The sequence below is a fragment of the Pseudochrobactrum sp. B5 genome, assembly GCF_001939785.1.
GTDB classification, from domain to species: domain Bacteria; phylum Pseudomonadota; class Alphaproteobacteria; order Rhizobiales; family Rhizobiaceae; genus Pseudochrobactrum; species Pseudochrobactrum saccharolyticum.
The window spans coordinates 352,261-367,146 of the sequence record NZ_MOYL01000001.1; the positions used below are offsets into that span (position 1 = coordinate 352,261).

The 14,886-nt window shown below is 50.8% G+C and carries 18 protein-coding genes; 9 read left to right on the plus strand and 9 right to left on the minus strand.

Features of this window, described 5'->3' with window-relative positions; all coding sequences use genetic code 11:
- The first annotated feature begins 30 nt into the window (after nucleotides 1-30).
- The 7 genes from BKD14_RS01670 to BKD14_RS01700 all read left to right on the plus strand — a co-directional run bounded on the left by BKD14_RS01670 (nucleotide 31) and on the right by BKD14_RS01700 (nucleotide 5,613).
- Nucleotides 31-1,128, plus strand: a complete 1,098-nt coding sequence (locus BKD14_RS01670; protein WP_075654029.1) for an ABC transporter permease — start codon at nucleotides 31-33, stop codon at nucleotides 1,126-1,128.
- Nucleotides 1,125-1,913: an ATP-binding cassette domain-containing protein gene (locus tag BKD14_RS01675; RefSeq protein ID WP_022710214.1), complete on the plus strand. Its 789-nt coding sequence runs from the start codon at nucleotides 1,125-1,127 to the stop codon at nucleotides 1,911-1,913. Before BKD14_RS01670 ends, BKD14_RS01675 begins: the two co-directional genes overlap by 4 nt.
- Nucleotides 1,910-2,554: a nucleoside/nucleotide kinase family protein gene (locus BKD14_RS01680; RefSeq protein WP_075654030.1), complete on the plus strand. Its 645-nt coding sequence runs from the start codon at nucleotides 1,910-1,912 to the stop codon at nucleotides 2,552-2,554. Before BKD14_RS01675 ends, BKD14_RS01680 begins: the two co-directional genes overlap by 4 nt.
- 66 nt (nucleotides 2,555-2,620) lie before the next feature.
- Entirely contained in the window at nucleotides 2,621-3,313 is a 693-nt protein-coding gene (locus tag BKD14_RS01685; protein WP_139316305.1) for a fumarylacetoacetate hydrolase family protein, read from the plus strand.
- A gap of 234 nt (nucleotides 3,314-3,547) precedes the next feature.
- Nucleotides 3,548-3,736: a hypothetical protein gene (locus BKD14_RS01690; protein WP_028233459.1), complete on the plus strand. Its 189-nt coding sequence runs from the start codon at nucleotides 3,548-3,550 to the stop codon at nucleotides 3,734-3,736.
- Nucleotides 3,736-4,767 carry a lytic transglycosylase domain-containing protein gene (locus tag BKD14_RS18985; protein ID WP_210215494.1) on the plus strand — a complete coding sequence of 344 codons (1,032 nt, stop codon included), beginning with the start codon at nucleotides 3,736-3,738 and terminating at the stop codon, nucleotides 4,765-4,767. The genes BKD14_RS01690 and BKD14_RS18985 overlap by 1 nt, the downstream gene beginning before the upstream one ends.
- A gap of 186 nt (nucleotides 4,768-4,953) precedes the next feature.
- Entirely contained in the window at nucleotides 4,954-5,613 is a 660-nt protein-coding gene (locus BKD14_RS01700) for a hemolysin III family protein (protein ID WP_075654032.1), read from the plus strand.
- Nucleotides 5,614-5,913: 300 nt separating this feature from the next.
- Here the strand turns inward: BKD14_RS01700 and BKD14_RS01705 are convergent, their stop codons facing one another.
- Complete coding sequence (locus tag BKD14_RS01705; RefSeq protein ID WP_075654727.1) at nucleotides 5,914-7,134, minus strand: argininosuccinate synthase; 1,221 nt, start codon at nucleotides 7,132-7,134, stop codon at nucleotides 5,914-5,916.
- A 219-nt stretch (nucleotides 7,135-7,353) separates the two neighbouring features.
- Here BKD14_RS01705 and BKD14_RS01710 point away from each other — a divergent pair, with 219 nt between their 5' ends.
- Nucleotides 7,354-8,013, plus strand: a complete 660-nt coding sequence (locus BKD14_RS01710; RefSeq protein WP_075654033.1) for a LysE family translocator — start codon at nucleotides 7,354-7,356, stop codon at nucleotides 8,011-8,013.
- A 64-nt stretch (nucleotides 8,014-8,077) separates the two neighbouring features.
- Here the strand turns inward: BKD14_RS01710 and BKD14_RS01715 are convergent, their stop codons facing one another.
- The 6 genes from BKD14_RS01715 to BKD14_RS01740 all read right to left on the minus strand — a co-directional run bounded on the left by BKD14_RS01715 (nucleotide 8,078) and on the right by BKD14_RS01740 (nucleotide 12,339).
- Nucleotides 8,078-8,551, minus strand: a complete 474-nt coding sequence (locus tag BKD14_RS01715) for a hypothetical protein (protein WP_075654034.1) — start codon at nucleotides 8,549-8,551, stop codon at nucleotides 8,078-8,080.
- Between the two features lie 57 nt (nucleotides 8,552-8,608).
- Nucleotides 8,609-9,052, minus strand: a complete 444-nt coding sequence (locus BKD14_RS01720; RefSeq protein ID WP_075654035.1) for a hypothetical protein — start codon at nucleotides 9,050-9,052, stop codon at nucleotides 8,609-8,611.
- Between the two features lie 197 nt (nucleotides 9,053-9,249).
- Nucleotides 9,250-10,488, minus strand: coding sequence for a 23S rRNA (adenine(2503)-C(2))-methyltransferase RlmN (rlmN, locus tag BKD14_RS01725; RefSeq protein ID WP_075654036.1), 1,239 nt, complete (start codon nucleotides 10,486-10,488; stop codon nucleotides 9,250-9,252).
- Nucleotides 10,489-10,788: 300 nt separating this feature from the next.
- On the minus strand, nucleotides 10,789-11,292 hold the full coding sequence (locus BKD14_RS01730) for an invasion associated locus B family protein (RefSeq protein ID WP_022710204.1): 504 nt from the start codon (nucleotides 11,290-11,292) through the stop codon (nucleotides 10,789-10,791).
- Between the two features lie 278 nt (nucleotides 11,293-11,570).
- Nucleotides 11,571-11,963 carry a YkvA family protein gene (locus BKD14_RS01735; RefSeq protein ID WP_022710203.1) on the minus strand — a complete coding sequence of 131 codons (393 nt, stop codon included), beginning with the start codon at nucleotides 11,961-11,963 and terminating at the stop codon, nucleotides 11,571-11,573.
- Nucleotides 11,964-12,045: 82 nt separating this feature from the next.
- Nucleotides 12,046-12,339 (minus strand): 4a-hydroxytetrahydrobiopterin dehydratase, encoded by a 294-nt coding sequence (locus tag BKD14_RS01740; RefSeq protein WP_075654037.1) that lies wholly within the window; start codon nucleotides 12,337-12,339, stop codon nucleotides 12,046-12,048.
- Nucleotides 12,340-12,577: 238 nt separating this feature from the next.
- Between BKD14_RS01740 and BKD14_RS01745 the strand changes: the two genes are divergently transcribed.
- A complete protein-coding gene (locus BKD14_RS01745; protein ID WP_075654038.1) occupies nucleotides 12,578-13,066 on the plus strand; it encodes a low molecular weight protein-tyrosine-phosphatase in 489 nt (162 codons plus the stop codon).
- Between the two features lie 142 nt (nucleotides 13,067-13,208).
- Here the strand turns inward: BKD14_RS01745 and thpR are convergent, their stop codons facing one another.
- Both thpR and BKD14_RS01755 read right to left on the minus strand, forming a co-directional pair.
- A complete protein-coding gene (gene thpR, locus BKD14_RS01750; protein ID WP_075654039.1) occupies nucleotides 13,209-13,829 on the minus strand; it encodes an RNA 2',3'-cyclic phosphodiesterase in 621 nt (206 codons plus the stop codon).
- A gap of 302 nt (nucleotides 13,830-14,131) precedes the next feature.
- Entirely contained in the window at nucleotides 14,132-14,767 is a 636-nt protein-coding gene (locus BKD14_RS01755) for an arylesterase (RefSeq protein ID WP_075654728.1), read from the minus strand.
- Nucleotides 14,768-14,886 lie beyond the last annotated feature (119 nt).

Here is a 14,886-nt window from a genome sequence, read left to right on the forward strand (position 1 = left end):
CTTTTCAGGCTGCAGCAACCGGAAGCTCCTATGACAGAAACCACGCAAAATCATGAAACGGAAGTCAAGCGCACCCAGCAGGATTTTGAAAAGGTTCTGGTGAACAGCGCATCCGGTGTTGCGAGTTTTGAGAATGAGGATCGCAGTCTGCTCTACAGAATGCGTGTGATCCTGCATCACAATCCGGCGGCCGTACCGCTGATCGTGCTGGTGATGTCACTGGCGATTTTTGCTGTTCTGGTCGGATCCAAGTTTTTCTCTGCCTTTGCGCTGACACTCATTTTGCAGCAGGTTGCCATTACCGGCATCATTGCTTCCGCGCAGACACTTGTCATTCTGACGGCCGGTATTGATCTGTCTGTCGGTGCAATCATGGTGCTGTCTTCGGTGGTGATGGGACAGTTCACTTTCCGTTATGGTCTGCCGCCGGAACTTTCCATCCTGTGCGGTTTTGCTGTCGGCGCTTTATGCGGTTTCTTCAATGGCTGGTTCGTGGCCTATTGGAAATTGCCGCCTTTCATCGTCACGCTTGGTATGTGGCAAATCGTGCTGGCGACCAATTTTCTCTATTCCGCCAATGAAACCATCCGTGCTCAGGAAATCACCGAAAAAGCGCCGATATTGCAGTTTTTCGGAAATAATATCCGCTTCGGCGGTGCGGTCTTTACCTATGGTGTGATTGCCATGGTGCTGCTGGTTCTGGTTCTCTGGTATGTGCTCAATCATACGGCATGGGGGCGGCATGTTTATGCGATCGGCGATGATCCCGAAGCGGCACAGCTTTCCGGTGTACGTGTCAAACCGGTTCTGATGTCGGTTTATATTCTGGCCGGACTGATCTGCGCACTGGCCGGATGGGCGATGATCGGGCGCCTTGGTTCGGTCTCACCGACAGCGGGACAATTTGCGAATATTGAATCCATTACGGCTGTGGTGATCGGCGGAATTTCCCTGTTCGGTGGTCGCGGTTCCATTCTCGGCACATTGTTCGGTGCATTGATTGTCGGCGTGTTTTCGCTGGGATTGCGCCTGTGGGGAACCGATCCGCAATGGACCTATCTGCTGATTGGTGTCCTGATTATCGTTGCGGTTGCAATTGACCAGTGGATCAGAAAGGCTGCGGCATGAAACAGTCAGTTCAGCCGGTTTTATCGGCAAAAGGCCTCGTCAAACGCTATGGCCGTGTTACGGCACTGGATCATGCAGATTTCGATCTCTATCCGGGTGAAGTTTTGGCGGTTATCGGCGATAACGGTGCAGGAAAGTCTTCGCTGATTAAGGCGCTGTCCGGTGCGATCCAGCCGGATGAAGGCGAAATTTTCCTCGACGGCCAACCGGTGAGCTTCCGTTCGCCAATTGCCGCGCGGGCAGCAGGCATTGAAACTGTTTATCAAAATCTGGCTTTGTCGCCTGCTTTGTCGATTGCGAATAATATGTTTTTGGGGCGCGAGTTGCGCAAACCCGGACTGATGGGCAGTGTGTTTCGTCAGCTCGACCACAAGAAAATGGAGCAGATCGCCCGCGATAAGCTTTCAGAACTCGGACTGATGACCATCCAGAATATTTCGCAAGCGGTGGAAACACTTTCCGGCGGTCAGCGTCAGGGTGTGGCAGTGGCGCGTGCGGCGGCTTTTGGCTCCAAAGTGGTGATTATGGATGAGCCGACAGCCGCGTTAGGGGTTAAAGAATCCCGTCGCGTGCTTGATCTTATTCAGGAAGTGAAATCACGTGGTCTGCCGATTGTTCTGATCTCCCATAATATGCCCCATGTATTTGAAGTGGCGGATCGTGTGCATGTGCACCGGCTGGGCAAAAGACTGGCGGTGATCAATCCCCGTCAATGTTCTATGTCTGATGCCGTAGCGCTGATGACCGGCGCTTTGACTCCGACTGATGAGATGCTGGCTGCATGATGCCTGAAACACCTGTGATAAAGCGTGAAGCGCTGGCTGCGGAAATTCTGGCGCGGGCAGAGGGACGAAATCGTCTGATTGTTGCAATTGCCGGAGCGCCTGCCGCGGGAAAATCCACGCTGGCGGAGGCATTGTGTCAGGAGATCAATGCTTTATCCGCTGCTCAGCCATCTGTTGTCGTGCCGATGGACGGGTTTCATTATGATAATGCCATTCTGGATGCGCGTGGTTACAGGGCGCGTAAAGGCGCACCGCATAGTTTTGATGCGGATGGCTTTCGGGCGCTGTTGTCCCGTTTGAAATCGGAAACCGGTGATATTGCGATTCCGGTTTTTGACCGCTCAATGGATCTGGCGCGTGCGGGGGCTGCCATGGTCACAGCGCAGCATCAGATTTTACTGGTCGAGGGTAATTATCTGCTGCTGGATCAGCCTGTCTGGTGCGATTTGCGCCAATATTTTGATCTGAGCATTTTCTTGCAAGTGCCGCTTCCGGTTCTGGAACAGCGGCTTATTCAGCGCTGGCTGGATCATGGTGCGGATTATGAAGCAGCCAGAGCGCGTGCGCTTGCTAATGATATTCCGAATGCGCAAACCGTGACAGAGCAGTCCCGTGAGGCAGACTTTATCTTGCAGGATTGAAACTTTCCTGTAGGCTCGGGCAAATTCAGAATTTAACAGCCAGAATTTACCAGTAAGAGAATGCCCATGTCTGATACGCTGATCTTTCCTGCCCGCCCGCCGGTAACCTTGCCGATTGAGGGGAGCGATCAGCGCTTTCCTGTTCGCCGTATTTATTGTGTGGGTCGCAATTATGCAGACCATGCGCGGGAAATGGGACATGATCCGGATCGTGAGCCACCATTTTTCTTCCAGAAAAATCCGGATAATCTGGTGACAGATGGCGGCAATTTTCCTTATCCGCCGCTGTCCAATGACGTGCATCATGAAATTGAGCTGGTTGTTGCCCTTCATAAAGGCGGAAAAAACATTCCGGCAGCACAGGCCAATGAGCATATTTACGGTTATGCTGTCGGGCTGGATATGACACGGCGCGACATGCAGGGTCAGGCTAAAAAGCAGGGGCGCCCGTGGGAGACTGCCAAAGCGTTTGAACATTCCGCTCCTTGTTCTGCATTGGTGCCTGCAAGCCGTATCGGTCACCCGCAGGATGGGGCTATCTGGCTGAAAATTAATGGTAAAACTGTCCAAAAAGGTGATATCAATCAGCTGATCTGGTCTGTGCCGGAAACCATTGCAATTCTTTCCACACTCTATGAACTGCAGGCCGGAGATCTGATCTTTACCGGTACGCCTGCGGGTGTTGGTGCTGTTGCGCGGGGCGATATTCTGGAGGGCGGCGTTGACGCTATCGGACATCTGACAACAAAAGTTGTCTGACCCTTTTGGCGCGGATTGCATTTTACGGCTGGTCTCACGGGCGGAATCTCTGTAAATATTTCATCAACCATGAGATGGAATCCTCAATCTTCGGGATTCTATGACGATTTCTACTGCATGAGCGATACAGTTTCCGGTTGCGTTTAATCAATGCATTCTGCTGTGTCGCTTCTTACGTTTGTCGGGCGATGGCTTGTGCTGCCCGCAAACGAAGACAACGAAAAGGATCGCCCGATGGCATTCGAAGAGATCAAGGCGGAAATCGCTTTACTGTTTGAGCAGATGGTCAACCAGCCGGAAGACATGCATGAACTGGCTGAGTCCATTCGTGAGAAGCTCAATGCGATGAGAGCCAGTGGTCTGCCATTGCCGGAAGATCTGGTTGAACTCGAAAAACGTCTCAACAACGAAACGGGTGCCTGATGCGATTTTCAGCTCTGGCTCTCCGTTCTGCTGTTCTGCTCTCCGGTGTTGTGGCTTTGTCGGCCTGTACCACCACAAATAATTCAAAAACTGCCGCCAATTCGGCAACAACTCAGGCTGTTGATGTTGCCGTGGCAGATATGGCTACTGCGGTTAGTGCGCCCGCAGAGGCTGCTTCTATCGACGCTAATCCTGATGGCAGCGCAAAAGGTGCTACAATTGCAGCTTCTGCCTATGCGGCAGAAAAGGGCAATGCTGCACAGGTCGCCGCTCTGGCCGTGACAGAAGCAGGCGATCCAGTTTTACCGGCTACCGTGCCGACACCGGCATTCCGTCAGACCGCAACAGAGGCTTTGATTGCAACAGCAACACCATCTCTGGCAACCGGTGCGCATAATACACCGGGCGAAGTGAAATATACCGGCGTTACCAAATCCGGCACTGCGAACCATCTGGTCGAGCAGCGCGCCGAGATCGCGGCAGATAGCAAGCCGGAACTGCATAATCTTATCGGCCAATATGCGGCAGCCTATCAGGTGCCGGAGCGTCTGGTGCACCGCGTGGTGCAGCGTGAAAGCCGTTATAATCCTGTTGCCCGTAATGGTCCGTATTTCGGCCTGATGCAGATCAGCCATGCCACAGCGCGCGGTATGGGCTATGATGGCAGTCCGCAGGGACTGCTCAATGCCAATACCAATCTGCGTTATGCGGTAAAATATCTGGCCGGTGCCTATAAAGTTGCCGGTGGCAATGAAACGCAGGCCGTGAAATTCTATGCCCGCGGCTATTATTATGATGCCAAGCGCAAAGGTCTGCTGGAAGAAACCGGTCTGCGTAAAGGCCCGAACTCCATCCGCACCGCTTTTATTGAGCCGGGCAAAGCTACAGAAGCCGCAAAGGCTGTGACAGCCGCAGCAACCGGCAATGCTGTTGATGTGGCACAAACCGACCCTATGGTCACGCAGTCTGTTGCTAAATCTGCAAAAACATCGCGTGTGCAGCCGAACAGACGGGATTTCAGCACCCGCTGATCTGAAATTTGCAAGTTTTAAAACCGCCTGTTTTCTAATGAAGCAGGCGGTTTTTTATTGTCTGCAGCTCTGATCGGGTAATTTTACAGGCAGGTCATTTTGTCGTCATGAATCTATAATCATTCTGACGCATACTCATTTTGACCTCGCTTTTTATCATCACCCCGAAATTGTGCAGGCGGCACCATGAACCAGATTTTACAAAAGGCTGAAGCCTCCGTTGCGCGTCTCTATGACAAAGCGGAATTATGGGCGGATGGCATCGTCCATGTTGTGGGCGTGGCTCTGGCCGTTGGCGGCGCAGCCGTGATGCTGTGGTATTTTGCAGGGCAGATTTCACCGGTCATTTATATTTCCGCGCTGATCTATGTGCTGAGCCTCGTAGCTGCCCTGACGATTTCTGCAATTTATAATATCTGGCCGGTCTCACCGGTGAAGCAGTTTCTGCGCCGCTTCGACCACTCTATGATTTATGTGCTGATTGCCGGAACTTATACGCCCTTCATCATGAAAATGGGTGAGGGGGCTGGCTGGCATCTGGGGCTGGTCTGGTTGATTGCGTTTTGTGGTATTGCACTGAAACTGACAATGCCCGGTCGTTTTGACCGCTTGGCAATTCTGCTCTATCTGGCGCTCGGCTGGAGCGGTGTGCTGATTTACGACCAGCTGTTACAGTTCTTGCCCCTGCAAGTGGTGGTGCTGATTGCTGCCGGCGGGATTATTTATTCACTCGGCGTTATTTTCCACGTCTGGGAACGCCTGCGCTTCCAAAACGCCATCTGGCACGGCTTTGTCGTGGCGGGAGCGGCGCTCCATTACAGTGCTGTCTTTCTCGCCGTCCACTAGGGATTCCGGCTCTGGCGGTCTGCAAATGGCAATTTTCTCCGCTCCGGTGCTCATGTACACACGGCACCACGCGCCTATTGGCGCGTAAAGGATGCCGTGATTCTGGGGATTGCATAATCTTATCCTTCATCGAATGATGAAGGGATTATGCAAGGGTACATTCCGCTCCGGTTCTCGAAAATCACCATTTTCGCCACGCCATAACCAAAATCCAACGCCGCGTTTGTGATGCCAAAAGATAAATAAAAAACAGCCGGATTGCTCCGGCTGTTTTGTTGTTTCAGTCTTCAGTTGGCTTGATTAGCCGCGGTTGCGGGCTGCCAGTGTACGCAGACGCAGTGCATTAAGCTTGATAAAGCCCGCTGCATCTTTCTGGTCATAAGCGCCGTGATCATCTTCAAATGTCACCAGCTTGTCGGAATAAAGCGACTTGTCACTCTCGCGGCCGGTCACAATCACATTGCCCTTATAGAGCTTCAGTGTCACTTCACCTTCTACATGACGCTGGCTATGGTCGATTGCCGCCTGCAGCATTTCGCGTTCCGGCGAGAACCAGAAGCCGTAATAGATCAGTTCCGCATAGCGTGGCATCAGTTCATCCTTCAGATGCGCTGCGCCGCGATCCAGCGTAATGCTTTCAATCGCGCGGTGTGCTGCCAGCAGGATAGTGCCGCCCGGTGTTTCATAAACGCCGCGGGACTTCATGCCAACGAAACGGTTTTCAACGAGGTCAAGACGACCGATACCATTGTCGCGGCCATAGTCATTGAGTGCAGCCAGCAGGGTTGCAGGCGACATGCGCACGCCGTTGATCGAAACCGCATCCCCGCGCTCAAAGCCGATTTTGATGATGGTTGGCTTGTCCGGTGCAGCTTCCGGTGAAATTGTGCGCATATGCACATATTCAGGCGCTTCAACAGCCGGATCTTCCAGTACTTTACCTTCCGAGGAAGAGTGCAGCAGGTTGGCGTCGACGGAGAACGGTGCTTCGCCCATCTTGTCTTTTGCCACAGGAATCTGGTGCTTTTCAGCAAAATCGAGCAGGTCTGTACGGCTCTTGAACGACCAGTCGCGCCAAGGAGCGATAATCTTGATATCCGGATTCAGTGCATAGGCCGACAGTTCGAAACGAACCTGATCGTTACCCTTGCCGGTTGCACCATGAGCAATCGCATCCGCGCCGGTTTTCTTGGCGATTTCGATGAGGTGCTTGGAGATCAGCGGACGGGCAATCGAAGTACCGAGCAGGTAAACGCCTTCATAAACTGCATTGGCACGGAACATCGGGAAAACGAAATCGCGGACGAATTCTTCACGGACATCTTCAACGAAGATTTCTTTGATACCGAGCATTTCAGCTTTTTTGCGTGCCGGTTCCAGTTCTTCACCCTGACCGAGATCAGCAGTGAAAGTCACAACCTCAGCACCGAGCTCGGTCTGCAGCCATTTCAGAATGATAGAAGTATCGAGACCGCCGGAATAAGCGAGCACGACTTTTTTAACGTCTTTCCAGTTGTTCATTTTATGCATCCAGTACGAGCCGGTACGGCATCTGAGTGTTTTTCGCTTTGCAGCGATGAAATTCTGATATTTCTTTTATCATCTCAATAGTGTGAAGCAAGCCGTCTTAATGGCACAGTCGTGAGATTGTTAAATTTTAGATATGCCTATGTAAATCCGGTTCCGCAGAAACAAATTCTGCGTTAGTTTGGCAAAACTTAACCGCTTCGGGGCGCATGCATGTCATTCTTAAATTCTCTGACTTTTATTCCGGACTGGCCGGTTCTGGTCCAGTTCGCTATTGCGACATTTATCCTGTCGATCACACCGGGCCCTGATATGACACTGTTTGTCGGACGAGCTTTATCTGAGGGGAAGGCGGCTGGTTTCGCCTGCCTTGCGGGCGCTTCCAGCGGCATCGTCATCCATACCACCATGGTGGCGATTGGTTTGTCGGCACTGATTATTGCATCACCGGGTGCTTTCTGGGTGCTGAAAGTTGTTGGTGCCGGATATCTGGTATGGCTGGCAATACAGGCGCTGCGCAAAGGTTCAGCTTTCTCGCCGGAAAAAAGCAGCGGTAAAAAACATACGATATTTCAGAACTGGGCAACGGGTTTAGGGATTAATTTGCTTAACCCGAAAATCATCCTGTTCAATATGACATTCCTGCCGCAATTCGTCTCGGCGCATGATCCGCATGCACCGGGGAAACTGTTTTTCCTCGGCCTGTCTTTCATTCCGCTCAGCCTGCCGGTGGTGGTGCCGATGATTTTGGCAGCCGATAAATTCGCTGGTCTTTTGAAGAAAAATCCGACGGTCACACGCTGGGTGGATTATGTTTTTGCGGGTGTTTTCTCAGTTTTTGCGCTGAAAATTCTGCTGGCAGAAGGCAAATAATTTATAGCATGTCTCCCAAAAGCGGATGCCGGTTTTGGGGTAAAGACATGCGTGAAAAGAAAAATTATTTGGTTTCCGGTGTGTCTTTGCCGGAAACCAGATTGCTCCAGCGTCCGGCTATCAGCCAATAGGTAAAACCGCCGATAATTCCTGCGGCTGCGCAGCTCATCATCATCATCATGGCTTCGTCAGCATTTTTCACATCGGGCTGAAAACCTGCCACGAAGAGAATAATGCCGGCTGCCAAACCACAGAGACTGTAAAACAGGCTGTCGCGTTTGTTGAAATATTCACCGATGGCAATAGCTGCAAGTGCAGGCCAGAAGGCGAGATAACCGATGATCATGGCCATGAATGGTGTGGCAACGAACAGTCCCGCGCCGAAGCCATATTCAAAACCATCATTGATGATATCCGGCAGCATGCCGATGGTGGAGATCAGCATAATATTCAGAAAAAGACCTGCAGCCAGAACAGCACAGCCATAGCCAAAGATGATGACTGTGAACCGGCCGATCAGTTGCAGGCTTTTATCCATGTTGAATGTATCTTTGATTGAATTGAAGGTTGTTTCTTTAAATTATAGTGTATTATTTTACTCTCGTTGTGATGGAATATTTGTCCATCGACCTGCAATCATCCAGTATGTTAGGCCACCAATAAAACCACTGAATAAAATTTTTGCTAAAATGGCGATTATACTACCGCCTTGATTTCCAGCATCTGAGTAAGCTGCATAAAGAAACAGGTTCATGGTAATTGCAGCTAAAATGTAAAATAATTTATCTCTTCTTGAGAATAATTCTCCAAGCGCGACAATAAGCAATGCTGGAAGAATTGTATATGGCCAAGTAACGTAGCTGTAAAATACTGAAATTAATAAAATTCCTAAAAGTCCTAAAATATTATTCCCTCCCATAGAAGGATTTATAAAGAGAGCATTTATAAATCCTAATGAGCTAACTGCAGCAGATACGGCAAGAAAATATCCTGTAAGTATTACGAAAATACGTGCAGTTAAATTCGTTATGGTGATCATTTTGCATCCGTTTTACATGGAAATAAGCGGAATTTTTTAGTGCAAGGTTACTTTAATTAACTAATATTAGATTTACATTGCATCGCAGCGTAAAATTATGCATGTAACTATATACTTCCAGAGTGATTAATAGTTTGTTCTATCAAGTTCACTCTGGAATTGTTTTTCGGGATGTATTGAATAGGTGAGGGTGCCGTTTAATCTTCGCCGTGATTGGCGATCATCATGGCTTCCAGCGCCAGACGATCAGTTTTACGCATGCGCTCGGATTCCGATTTCAGCTGACCGCAGGCGGCGAGAATATCGCGGCCGCGCGGTGTACGGATCGGCGAGGCATAGCCCGCTGCATTCACATAATCGGCAAAGCGTTCAATCTGCTCCCAGTCGGAGCACTGATAGTTGGTGCCCGGCCACGGATTGAACGGAATAAGATTGATTTTAGCCGGAATACCTTTGAGCAGCTGCACCAGTTTCTTGGCATCTTCCAGACTGTCATTGACGTCTTTGAGCATCACATATTCAAAGGTGATGCGCTTGGCATTGGACAGACCCGGATAAGCGCGGCAGGCTTTGATCAGTTCTTCGAGCGGGTATTTCTTATTGATCGGCACCAGCATGTCACGCAGATCATCGCGCACGGCATGGAGCGAGATCGCCAGCATCACGCCGATTTCTTCGCCGGTGCGGTAGATTTCCGGCACAACGCCGGAGGTGGAGAGTGTGATACGACGCTTGGACAGCGACAGACCATCACCATCCGAGGCAATCAGCAGTGCTTTTTTGACATTATCAAAATTGTAGAGCGGTTCGCCCATACCCATCATCACGATATTGGTGATCTTGCGGCCTTCCGCAGGCACAATCGCACCATACGGTGTGTTGGTTTCAGGGAAGTCGCCGAGACGGTCACGGGCGGTGAGCAGCTGCGAGAGGATTTCTTCTGAAGTCAGATTGCGTACCAGCTTCTGTGTGCCGGTATGGCAGAAAGAGCAGGTGAGGGTGCAGCCGACCTGAGAGGAAATACACAGCGTGCCGCGGCCTTCTTCAGGAATGTAAACACATTCGATTTCGACCGGACGTCCTGCGCCGCGTGGCGGAAAGCGGAACAGCCATTTGCGTGTACCGTCGGTGGAAATTTGTTCTTCCACAACCTCCGGACGGGCAATGGTGAAATGCTCGGTCAAAGCGCTGCGCAGGTCTTTGGAGATATTCGCCATATCGGCAAAGTCTGAAACACCGCGCACATAGAGCCAGTGCCAGAGCTGCGCGACGCGCATCTTGATCTGTTTGGCCGGAATGCCGATTTCCAGCAAGGCCTCACCCAGTTCCTCACGGGAAAGACCGATCAAAGACGGCTTTGGTGCCAGCATTGCACGGGCATTGGCGGCCAGTGCATCACGGGTCTGAGGCGTGGTAAGGTCATAAGAAATAGACATCGGTTTTACTTAAGGCTCACAATTGCATAGCCGCATCAGAAGGACAAAAGCCCTGATTGGAAACTGATAAAGCGGCATTGTTGCATGATTTAATGGGGGCGTTTTTCGCGATGAGATCCGCAAGAATACCCTGAAGTGCGGCCTCATAGCACGGAAATGGCGCTGCGTCACGCTTTTATCAAGGGTTATGATTTGCGACTTTTTGTATTCATCGCCGGAATGCAAAAAAGCCGGACATAAATCCGGCTTTTAAACTTTTCAGATTTTGCCTGCTTTTGCGGCATTTCTGACCAGCCCGCTTTAGCGGCACTTCTGAATTGCAGCGAGCGCTGCGGAAATGCCCTTCAGGGAATAGGTATAGGTGGTTTTTGTACCACGCTTTGATGCAGCATTTACAACCATATCCGCACCGCCGCGCATGGCAGCAATCAGCTTTGGTTCTTCTGCGGCATTTTCCATCCAGCCGGATTTACCATTGGTGAACATATTAAAGCGCGCATTGCCGATGGTGACGGTCACTTTAGAATTGGCCTGCAATTCATAACCGGCCATAAATTGCGGCTCAAAAGATACGTTCTGGCCTGGCTTCTGGCTGACGAGGAAGAAATTATCTCCGTGGTCTACAGATGCAGGCTGCTTCTGGGTCGGGACGGACAGGACATAACATACTTTACCGTTGCCCGACTGATAGCTGTATGCGCCCCAGGCGTTGAACTGGCTGATCTGGCTCGGCGACTGGGCAAGCGCACTGCCTGCCATAGCCATTGTGAACACAGAAGCCGCGACGATCGATTTTCCAAGCATAGGTCCTACCGGTTCTCTTTCGTTTTGCTTCAAACTCAAAATCCGGGAAACATGCTGTTTAAGGCACGTCCCGTTTGTTTGTCTTAATTTGACTTAATCTGGGTTACCAAACCGTGAAGTTTTGAGGCAAAAGAGAGGTTTTTCTGAAGAATATGCAGAAATTCTCACTCACATGCCCTTATGCGTGACTTCAGCATCAGGAAAACGGCGATAGTTTGTTCTCAGGTTTTTTGATTCTGTATTCTTTGAAATCAGCGATTTGTGCAGACGGACAGAGCTCAGTGCTCCTGCGGTTCCGCGTCAGGGTTCTGACTTAAGGATTGTCGCGCGGCGGCATAATGCGCCGGTGTAATATGCCGGCGTACAGAGGCCAGCGCTGCCATGAGCACGGCCATATCGTCGGTGAAGCCGATGCCGACCAGAAGATCCGGTACAAAATCAAAAGGCAGCACGAAATAAGCAAGTGCGGCAAGCAAAGTTGCACGCACACGGGCAGGTGTTTTCGTATCCAGCGCGCAATAATAGGATGCGACCAGATCTTCTGTAAAAGGCACTTTGCCTGCGGTCTTTTTCAGGGTCTTCCAGAAATTTTTACGCACACGTTGTGCACGGCTTTCCTGTTCGCGCTCTGAGCCCGGCTGCAAAATTTCACCTATTTTGACATCATCCATAGCAAATCCTCATCAGGAAAGAGATGGTGTGACCTGAGCATCTTTACAAGATATCAGGAGTGTTGCCGGTACCGAAAACGGATCACCCGGCATAATCATTGATGAGTTGCGCCATGCGCATATCCAGCGCTGTCAGACCTTTGGCCGAATGGGTGGTGAGGGTAATTTCGACCTTATTATAGGTATTTGACCACTCCGGATGGTGGTCGAGTTTTTCTGCCGCCATGGCAATACGGGTCATAAAGGCAAAGGCTGCATTGAAGTCGAGGAATTTGAAGTTTTTACGGATTGAGCCGTGATCTGCCGATAATTCCCAGCCGGAGAGGCCGGACATGGCTGTTGAAATTTCTTCGCGGGTGAGGGGGGGGCGGGACATGGCAAGCTCCTGAGACGGTCAAAAACAGGGATATGAGAACGGGGATATTAGCATAAAACCGGATTAAATTATCGTAACTTGTTTTTTGTACAGTTTCGGTTCATTTCACATTTTATATTGATGCCGTATCAGAGCAAATTCTGATCGGGGCCAATCTTGATCCAATGATTGCACAGGCTGAAACACGCCCGCATCTGTTGCTTATAAGTCTTATAGTGTGAATGTCGGGGGGGAATGTATGTCGCAGCCATTTTCGATACTTTTCATCTGTCTTGGTAATATTTGCCGTTCTCCTCTGGCTGAAGGTGTTATGCGCAGCGTTTTGCAGGAACGCTTCCCGCAGCGGGAATTTTTGATCGATTCCGCCGGTACCAATGGGTATCACACCGGAGAGGCTCCGGATGAGCGCTCTGTTGCCGTTGCGGCAAGAAACGGAATTGATATTTCCGCACAACGCTGTCGTCAGCTTGGGGCTGCGGATTTCAATCGCTTTGATCTGATTTTGGGCATGGATCAGAATAATCTGATGACAATCAACCGCCTTGCACCAGCAGGCAGTTCTGCGGTGACAGGCTTGTTCACCGCAGTGGCACGGGATGGTTTTGCGGGCAATAGCGCTGATCGCGGAGAAGAAATCCCTGATCCGTATTATGGCGGAAACGCCGATTTCGAACGGGTTTACCGGATGGTTCGGGAAGCAGCGGAGGCACTGGCCGACAGGTTATAATGTGGCACTGGCCGAAAGACAGCTTACTAAAGAAGCGGCAGAGTAATCTGCCGCTTTTTTGTTTAATAGGCTAATGCAGCACTTTGTCTATTATGGTGCCGCAACTTACTCTGCGGCACTTTGTTTAGCTGGCTGTTGCATCCTACTCTGCGGCACCGGCACGAAACTGATAATGCAGAGGTGATGCCCCGTCTTCAAAGCCCGCATTAAATGAAGGCTTGCGTAGCGGCCACACTTCTTCCGTGACATAAGGCCCGCCGCCGGTGGATTCCTTCGACGACATCAGCACAAAACGGGTGACGTTGAACGGCAGCGTGGTGAAATTGCCCCGCTCCGAGAGATAGCGGGCAATCTGCATATCCGGCAGGCCTTTAAGCCGTGCCAGTGTGACATGCGGGGTAAATTTGCGCGGGTCAGGCGGCAGCCGCAATCTCTGGCATATCCGTTCCATCTCTGCCTGCAAGGCCAGCAGTTCGGGAGACGGCGCAACACCGGCATAAATACTATGCGGTTTTTTGGTGCCGAACACATCGACGCCGGTCAGTTGCAGCGTAAAGCCGGGCCGGTCAATCCGGTCAAGCGCGTGAACGATCTCATCGGCCACATGACCTTCGACATCGCCGATAAACCGTAATGTGATGTGGTAATTTTCCGAATCAATCCAGCGGACAGAACCTTTGGGTCCGATAAGCCCGCCACGCAAAAGTGAGAGTGACAGGGCAGCATCCCGGGAGATTTCGAGGGCAGTGAAAAGGCGCGGCATAGCATCCTCCTCAATGGGATATGGTCTCAAATATGGTTCTTTCCAAACCAGCACCATTGACTTGCGGTCTGATCTGGAGCGGCTCCTCAACCTGCAAGTGAAGCAGATTGCAAAGCCTTAACTGACAGCGAACCACCGATCTGCTCATTGCACAAGTGCTTTGTGAGATAAGCCCCAAAACTTTGTCTGCTCGTGTTAAGTTTTGCGGCTTTTTACCAGATCATGTGTTGCTGATTGAATAACTATCATACAGATAGTGTCAGGAAGATGAATCGCACTTGTTGATAATCTTCCCGGCTGGATCAGTTGAGATCAATTGATTCCTGATCCAGCATGGCCTTCACATCCGGCAGAATATTGGCAACCATGACCTTCACACCTTGCGGGTTCGGATGCATTCCGTCTTCCAGCAGCAGTTTTTTGTCAGCTGCCACACCGTCAAGAAAGAACGGGTAAAGTCTGACCTGATATTTGTCTGCGAGCTTTTGATAAAGCGGATTAAATTTGGCAGCATAATCTGCGCCCATATTCGGTGGTGCAATCATTCCGGCCAGTAACACCGGAATGCCGCGTTCCTTTAGACGCGCCAACATCTGGTCGAGATTTTTCTCGGTCAGTTCAGGGGAAATGCCGCGCAAGGCATCATTCGCACCAAGTTCCAGAATAACCAGTTGCGCTTCATCCGGCACAGACCAGTCGAGGCGAGCCAGACCGCCGCTGGAGGTGTCGCCGGAAACACCGGCATTGGCAACTGCGGTTTTATAACCGGCTTCACTGAGTGCTGTCTGCAATTGGGCGGTAAAGCCGTCGGTCTGCGCCAGCTGATATCCGGCCATCAAACTGTCGCCGAAACCTACAATCTGCACTGTATCTGCAGCATTTTCCTGTGCCTTTGCGGGTAATGAGACAGCCAAAAAAAGACCCAGCAGCAAAGCCATGCCTGTAAGATGTATGAACCGCAATGCCATTGATTGTTGATCCTGTCCGAGTTTTCTTATTTGCATATGGCGAATAATCTGTAGCTTGCAAGAGCCAAATTTATGGTCAGGGCAACAGT